This window comes from Rothia sp. HMSC076D04 (assembly GCF_001814645.1).
Taxonomy (GTDB): domain Bacteria; phylum Actinomycetota; class Actinomycetes; order Actinomycetales; family Micrococcaceae; genus Rothia; species Rothia mucilaginosa.
On sequence record NZ_KV817365.1, the window covers coordinates 95,512 to 103,228 of the forward strand.

A 7,717-nucleotide genomic window follows, 5' to 3' on the forward strand; every position below is an offset into this window, starting at 1 on the left:
TGACTATTCTAACCCTGCACGGCTCCAACCTGGCGTACCGCTCACCACGAGGGAACAACTATGCCTAGTTCCAGATGAGGTTAATGTAGTAGGTCGGGAACGACGCAGCGGCGTTCTTATTCATCAGCTCCGGAACAGCGGAAGAAGCATCACTAAACTCACGCGGCAAATCGCGCTGAATGAGCGCCTGCTGCACCAGCGCATCCCAGTACAGCTGCATGATCGAATAGGTGCAGACTTCCTTCACGACGTCCTCCGCGTAGGACTCCCACGCCGGGAGCGCCGCATCGTTATCGAAGAAACCCTCATAGCCCTGGGACAGGCCCGTATCGCAGGCGTTCACCGCGTTCTTCGCGTACTGCAGCCAGTAGCTACGGCTCAGCTCATCGGTGGTGTTGAAAGTAAACGCCTCATAGTCTGCCTTCAGCAGGGCGTAAGACGCCTGAATAGAACCGGCAAGCGGGGCGTGCGAAGAGAAGACAATAACGTCCAGAAGAGCAGCGATGTACTCCATCTGCACCTTCTCGTACGCGATACCGGAAGGCTGAACCGGACCAGAATGCATCTGCACCAGCGCCTCCACAGCGTTGATAAAACGCTCAACGTCGGCGGTCGCCTTCACCATCAGATTCAGCAGACGCTGAACACACTGATAATCCTCAGAGATCTGCGAGAACACGCCAAAGGACAGGACGCCACGCTCCGAAGCAGCCGCCGCCAGAATCTGGCTCGTCAACCGCTGGCTCTCCGCCTCCGCCTTCGCCACGCTTACCAGCAGGGCACCGCAATACGCCAGGGCGCGGCCATCCACCAGCTGAGGCTGCTGCCGATGCAACGGCAGAAGACGCTCATGAATCTGACGGAAAATAGCGCTCTGCGTCAGAGCCTTCTTGCCCAGCTCCTCAGTCTTCAACAGCACAGTATCCGCCGAGAAATCACGCGGAACAAAACGGCGCGCATCCGGTGCAGTAAACGGCGAATAGGGGCGGCCCATCACCGGCTGCAACAGCGACATCGTGGTAAACAGCGAAAAACGAGCCGCAACCGGGTACAGCGAATCCGGGTAGTTCGGCGCATCCGGCGCGTTGACACGCTCCGTGCACAGCGTCAGCCAGGTCTGCTCCACCGCCCGATCAGACGCAATGCCAACACCCATACCCAGGATGCTCTCACCGAACGCCTCCGACGGAAGCTTACCGGGGTTCATGGCACGCGCCTGCATGAGCGCCACAGCCAGCTCCACCGTATAGTTCGCGCGGCGCTTCTTGCCCGCCTCATCAAGGTGCTGGAACGGACGCATGCCCGCAATCTTCTGTGCGCGCGCCAGCGTATGCAGCTCCTTGCTCATCGCGAACTGCTGCGGGTTACGCTGCATCATCTTCGACACCTCGTAGGCGCTCTTACGGTTCAGCTTCTCACGGCGCTGAGCACCCTCAGCCGACAGCGCATCATATTTGCCGCGGCTTGCGTGAACATACCAGGCACGAATCAGCTGAAGCGGCAGGAAGAAGAAAATGTACTTCCACGACCACGTGAAGAGCAGGATCGGAATGACCGCCATCGACCCCACGCGCCCCGTATAACCGAGCCAAAGAAGCTCTACAAACGCACCCACCACCGCAAAGAGCGCCACGGTGCGAGTCCTAAACGCCACGCGGGAGGGGCGATCCAGCAGGTAGGTCGTGCCACCAGACTTGCTGTTCTTCATGACTGTCGGGCCAAAGACCGCAACCGCAAAAAGGCAGACCAGGTACAACACCAAGAAAACAATGGGGGCGGCAATAAGTAGTAGCCACTCTAAACCGGTAGGATCAGCGGCAACGATGCTGGTCGCCAGCGGAAGCTGCGCCAATGGAAACTGCACCGACGGAAACTGCACAGTCGAGGGAAGAATGGAATGTAGCATACCCCCATTATCGCAAGGCGACCCCGCTCCCCGCCCCGAGAACCGTCATATGCTAGGTATCTGAACCTGCTTGGCATCTGAGTAAAACCCACACCGCAGAAAAAGCGGGGGAGCGCCCCTCCTCGCATCGCCCAGAATCTGAGCTACCGCGGCGCAGAAAAAGAGAATTTACACAAACGAACCCCCCCACCCGCCCGCCACAGAGCAGAACCCGATAGGCTAGATAACAACAGGACACACGCCGGGGCAAGGAGGCGCCAGCACCGCTGGCACGCAACACTGCGGAACCCCCTGGAATCCTCTGGAATCCCATGGGACATGCAGGGCTTTCCGCAGCAGGGTCTTCCACACCTCGGCAGCAAATTTAGCGCGCCTCCGCCACCCACAGACGGGTACCACACGGATGCGCGCCCGCACCGAGAGGGCAACTCATGGACCGCCAACAGGAATTCGTACTGCGCACCATCGAAGAGCGCGACATCCGCTTCATCCGCCTCTGGTTCACCGACGTGGTCGGCACCCTCAAGTCCGTCGCGCTCGCGCCCGCCGAGGTAGAAAGCGCCTTCGACGAGGGCCTGGGCTTCGATGGTTCCTCGATTGAGGGTTTCTCCCGCATCTACGAATCCGACATGCTGCTGCAGCCGGACCCCTCCACCTTCCAGATTCTGCCCTGGCGCGGTGAAGAAGACTACACCTCCCGCATGTTCTGCGACGTGCTCACCCCCGACGGCGAAATCAGCGCCTCCGACACCCGCGGCGTGCTCAAGCGCGTGCTCAACAAGGCCGCCGAAATGGGTTTCACCTGCTACACCTCGCCCGAAATTGAGTTCTACCTGCTCGAATCCTCCAAGCTCGGCGCGGACGGATTCCCCGTGCCCGTGGACCACGAATCCTACTTCGACCACACCCCCGGCGGCATCGTGCAGGACTTCCGCCGCAAGGCAGTGACCATGCTCGAAGAGGTCGGTATCTCCGTCGAATTCAGCCATCACGAAACCGGCCCCGGCCAGAACGAAATCGACCTGCGCCACGCCGACGCCCTGCAGACCGCCGACAACGTCATGACCTTCCGCACCGTCATCAAGGAAGTCGCTTACTCGCTCGGCATGTACGCAACCTTCATGCCCAAGCCCTTCACCAAGTACGCCGGCAGCGGCATGCACACCCACTTCTCCCTCTTCGAAGGCGACACCAACGCATTCTTCGAAGCCGGCGCCGAATACCAGCTGTCCAAGACCGCACGCCACTTCATCGCCGGTGTGCTCAAGCACGCCCCCGAATTCACCTCGGTCACCAACCAGTTCATCAACTCCTACAAGCGCCTCTGGGGCGGCGGCGAGGCGCCCTCCTACGTCTCCTGGGGCCACAACAACCGCTCCGCCCTCGTGCGTGTGCCTCTGTACAAGCCGAACAAGATGCAGTCCGCCCGCATCGAGTACCGCGGCCTGGACTCAGCATCGAACCCGTACCTCGCCTACGCGGTGATTCTCGCCGCCGGTCTGAAGGGTATCGAAAACGAGTACCCGCTCATGCCCGCCGTGACCGAAGACCTCGCCGCCATGACCAACGCCGAACGCCGCGCCATGGGCTACAACCCGCTGCCCGCGTCCCTGCGTGAAGCCATCAATATCACCGAAGAATCCGAGTTCATGGCGGAGGTTCTGGGCGAGCAGGTCTTCGAGCAGTTCCTGCGCAATAAGCGCGCCGACTGGGACCAGTACCAGGCTCAGGTGACCCCGTACGAGCTCAAGCACAACCTCGGAATCCTCTAACGGCTGGATTTTCTCACCTCCTCATAGGATGAGTGAGCGCTGACAGCCTCAGGGCGGTACCCGCTACCGGTAACACGCCGGCGGGTACCGCCCACAGGTCTATCAAATGCACCTATCGGCTGCACCGTTCACCGCCGATTTTTAGCCGCCGATTTTTGCTGGCGAAATTTATACTTTCCACCCCGGATCTACTCTCCACCCACAGTTCTCTAACCCCAGTTCTCTACCCACGGTTCTCACGCTATGACTGACAGCTCCCACTACCCGGCCACCGGGCTCATCCGCATTATCGACCCCGCCAAAGAACCCAAACCGCTCACCGACATCGCCCCCGACGCACTCGACGACGAGCAACGCGCCGAAGCCGAACGCAAAGCCCAGCTACGCCTGCGCACCCGCATGATCGCCACCGGCTTCCACGACCCGTCCAAGGCAGAACGCTGGCTCAACGCACCCGAACTGAAGCACGTCTCGCAGGATGCGCTCTTTGCCGGGCTGCGCCTCGCACCCTCACCGGATATTGCCCTGCCCGCCCTCGTGCGCCTCATCGAGAAGCACCCGGCGGTCGCCGAACGCGCCAACCGCGGCGAAGAAGAATTCGGCATGTACCGCCTGCTCGGCGCATCCCAGGCGATTGGCGATTTTCTCTACCGCCGCCCCGAACACATTGACCCGCTCTTCGACACGCAGGTGTACCCGGCTGAGAGCGCGCTGATTCGCTCCCAGCACCCGGCGTCGATTCTGCCAGAAACCGATGGGGAATTCCTGACCCCCATCACACCGCTGGACACCCCCTACCGCCGCGACATCCTTACCGCCCTCGGTGCCGACCCCCACGCGGAGCGTCCGCGCGCTGCCGCCGAGCAGACTGGCAAAGACGGCTACGTGACCCTGCGCGTCGCCTACCGCGCCGCCCTGGCGCGCATCGCTCTACTCGACGTGTGCTGCGAAGACCCGGTCGAAATGATGCCCACCATCGGTCGTCACCTCGCCGATTTGGCTGCCGCCGCGCTGGAGGGTGCACTCGCCATTGCCCGCACCGAAGTGGCGGAGGGGCTGGGCCCCGGCCTGGCGGCTCCTCGCCGAGGCGAAGCCGTAGACGCCCTGGACTTGGCGATTATCGGCATGGGTAAGTGCGGTGCCCGCGAGCTGAACTATATCTCTGACGTTGACGTGGTGTACGTGGTTGCGCCCGTGGAACCCGCCGCCGCTGGCGCCGCGCCTCATGCCGGGGCAGAGGGGGAGAGTGCCCCGCTCAAGCTCACCGAGAACGAATGTTCCACCATCGGCACGGAGCTCGTGCACGCCCTCACCCGCGCCATCATGGGTCCCGCACCCGAACCCGCCCTCTGGGAGGTCGACGCGAATCTGCGCCCCGAAGGCAAGGACGGCCCGCTCGTTCGTACCGTCGAATCCTACGTGCAGTACTACAAGCGCTGGGCAGAAAACTGGGAGTTTCAGGCGCTGCTTAAGGCGCGACCCATCGCCGGTTCGGCGCAGCTGGGCGCCCGCTACGCCCGCGCAATCGACCCCTTCGTATGGGAGTCCGCCGCCCGTGAATCCTTCGTGGAATCCGTGCAAGCGATGCGCGCCCGCGTGACCGACAACATTCCCTCGCACCAGGTAGACCGCCAGATTAAGCTCGGCCCGGGCGGCCTGCGCGATATTGAGTTCACCGTGCAGCTGCTGCAGCTTGTGCACGGTCGAACCGACCCCGCCGTACGCACCAAATCCACCGTGGATTCCCTCGCGGCGCTGACCGCCGTCAGCTACATTAGCCGCACCGACGCCGAAGCGTTCAGCCGCGACTACAAGAAGCTGCGCGTGCTCGAGCACCGCATCCAACTGCAGCAGCTGCGCCGCACCCACCTGATGCCCGAGAAGGACGCCGAACAGCGCGCCCTCGCCCGCTCAATCCTCTCCCCGGAACGCAACGGCACGCTCTCCGCCGAGCAGATGCTCAAGGCATGGCAGAAAATTAAACGGAATGTCCGTTCACTGCACGAGCGAATCTTCTTCCGCCCGCTGCTCGCCGCCGTCTCCACGCTCAGCCGCGACGAAGTGGTGCTCAGCGAACAGGCGGCACAGGACCGTCTTGCAGCCCTCGGCTACCGCGACCCGCGCGGCGCCATGCGCCACATCAAGGCACTCACCACGGGACTTTCCCGCAGTGCAGACATTCAGCGGCACCTCATGCCCGTACTACTGGGCTGGTTCGCCCGCGGCGTGGACGCGGATGCCGGCCTGCTCGGATTCCGTATCGTCTCCGAATCGCTCGGTAGCACCAGCTGGTACCTGCGCATGCTCCGCGACTCACCCGCAGCCGCCGAACGCCTCAGCCAGCTGCTCTCCAGTTCGCGCCCCATGACCGACCTGCTCGAGGATGCCTCCGCCTCCATCGCTTGGCTGGACAAGGTCGCCGACCTCAAACCGCTGGGGGAAGAAGCGCTCGCTTCCGAGATTTCCTCCCTGCTGGCACGCCACGCGGACGCCGCCGAGGCGATGCGCGCCGTGCGCTACCTGCGCCGCCGCGAAACCCTGCGCACCGCCATGGGCTGGACCCTGGGCATCGTCGACGTTGAGGACACCTGCGCCGGTCTTGCCGCCATCGACGAGTGCACGATCGGTGCGGCGCTACAGATTGCCCTGCGTGAACTCCAGGCGGCACCGGAAGGCGCCGAACCCGCCGAAGCTGAGGAGACAGCGGGGGAGAAGCTGCTCACCCGCATCGCCGTCATCGGCATGGGCCGCCTCGGCGGCGCCGAGAACGGCTTCGGCTCCGACGCGGACGTCATGTTCGTCCACGAACCCCTCGACGGGGCCGACGAAGACGCCGCACAGGAACAGGCGGCACGTATCGTCAATCGCACCCTGGCGCTCCTCAAGCAGCCCGTCAAGCCCGCCATTCGCGCCGAACGGCCCCTCGAAGTGGACGCCGACCTGCGCCCCGAAGGCAAGCAGGGCGCTATCGTGCGCTCGCTGGACTCCTACCGCTCCTACTACGAACGCTGGGCGGAAACCTGGGAGTTCCAGGCGCTCACCCGCGCCCGCCCCATCGCCGGCGACGAGGCGCTCGGCGAGGCATTCGTGGAGCTCATCGACCCGTACCGCTACCCGGCAACCTTCACGCCCGAGCAGGTGCAGCAGATTCGTCGCATGAAGGCGCGTGTTGAAAACGAACGCATGCCTCACGGTGCCGACCGCACCCGCCAGCTCAAGCTCGGCCGCGGCGGCCTCTCCGACGTGGAATGGCTGGTCCAGCTCGTACAGCTGCGCCACGCACACGCCGTGCCGGAGCTGCGCACCACCTCCACGCTGAAGGCGCTGGATGCGGCGGTTGAGGCGGGACTGGTCGATGCTGCGGATGCGGAAATCCTCAGTGGCGCCTGGTTACTCGCCACGAAGATCCGCGGCGGCAACGTACTGCGCGGCGTGCGCCAATCCGACACCCTACCCTCGGGACGCGCCGACTTGGAAGCAATCGCCCGCTGGTGCGGATACCCGGCCGGCAGCGCACGCGCCCTCGAAGAGGACTACCTGCGCCAAACCCGCAACGCCCGCAAGGTCTACGAACGCCTCTTCTTCGAAGAGCTCTAGAGACTCCAGAAAAACATGAGCCTGGCGTTTTTGCCGGTGCGGATTTCTGATGCAGATTTCATAGGGGAGGGGCGGGGAACCTGGTTCCCCACCCCTCCTTTCGTGTCCTTGTGAAAAATTTTGTGGACGTTCTGCAGACATCGTGGCGGACAATGTGTGCCCTCCGCTGCCCTCACGGGAACAGTAATCACCCCAAAACCCCAAAAATGTGACCGGCACCATGAAAATAAATTTTGCTCGCGCACCCCAAAAACGAGCCCAAATACCCCGTTCTGCCCCGGAAACACGCGGAACACAAGATGATCCACAAAGGATTTGGCAAACACTCAAAAACCCCGTATAGTATTTACCTGTCAGCACGACGGAGCGAAAAACTCCAACGGAATGATTCAAATTGAATACGCTGATATGCGGTTGTAGCTCAGTTGGTAGAGCACCACCT

General features: G+C 62.8%; 3 protein-coding genes. 2 read left to right on the top strand and 1 reads right to left on the bottom strand.

All coding sequences use genetic code 11. From position 1 onward, the window contains the following. Nucleotides 1–64 precede the first annotated feature (64 nt). Entirely contained in the window at nucleotides 65–1,906 is a 1,842-nt protein-coding gene (locus HMPREF2980_RS02850; protein ID WP_070690073.1) for a geranylgeranyl pyrophosphate synthase, read from the bottom strand. Nucleotides 1,907–2,337: 431 nt separating this feature from the next. On the opposite strand from HMPREF2980_RS02850, the gene glnA reads away from it, so the two are divergent. After that, nucleotides 2,338–3,678, top strand: coding sequence for a type I glutamate--ammonia ligase (gene glnA, locus HMPREF2980_RS02855; protein WP_049354867.1), 1,341 nt, complete (start codon nucleotides 2,338–2,340; stop codon nucleotides 3,676–3,678). A gap of 243 nt (nucleotides 3,679–3,921) precedes the next feature. Further along, nucleotides 3,922–7,275, top strand: coding sequence for a bifunctional [glutamine synthetase] adenylyltransferase/[glutamine synthetase]-adenylyl-L-tyrosine phosphorylase (locus HMPREF2980_RS02860; RefSeq protein WP_210399284.1), 3,354 nt, complete (start codon nucleotides 3,922–3,924; stop codon nucleotides 7,273–7,275). Nucleotides 7,276–7,717 lie beyond the last annotated feature (442 nt).